Annotated in this window: 1 rRNA gene; it reads right to left on the reverse strand. The window is 52.6% G+C overall.

What is annotated here, in order from left to right:
- Positions 1–75: 75 nt before the first annotated feature.
- Positions 76–191: ribosomal RNA gene (gene rrf / locus PMM47T1_RS28565) — 5S ribosomal RNA — on the reverse strand.
- Positions 192–247 lie beyond the last annotated feature (56 nt).

The raw sequence follows: 247 nt of genomic DNA on the forward strand, positions 1-247 counted from the left end.
CAGCGCTGAAGGTCCTGCGGGCCCGGAAAGACAAAACCCCCACCTGCTTTCGCAAGTGGGGGTTTCGGAATTTAATCTTGACGATGACCTACTCTCACATGGGGAAACCCCACACTACCATCGGCGATGCATCGTTTCACTGCTGAGTTCGGGATGGGATCAGGTGGTTCCAATGCTCTATGGTCGTCAAGAAATTCTGTAGCCAGAAGGTCTTGTTAGACACTCCAGCGAATCGGGTATGTGATGG

The sequence above is a fragment of the Pseudomonas sp. M47T1 genome (genome assembly GCF_000263855.1).
Lineage (GTDB): Bacteria > Pseudomonadota > Gammaproteobacteria > Pseudomonadales > Pseudomonadaceae > Aquipseudomonas.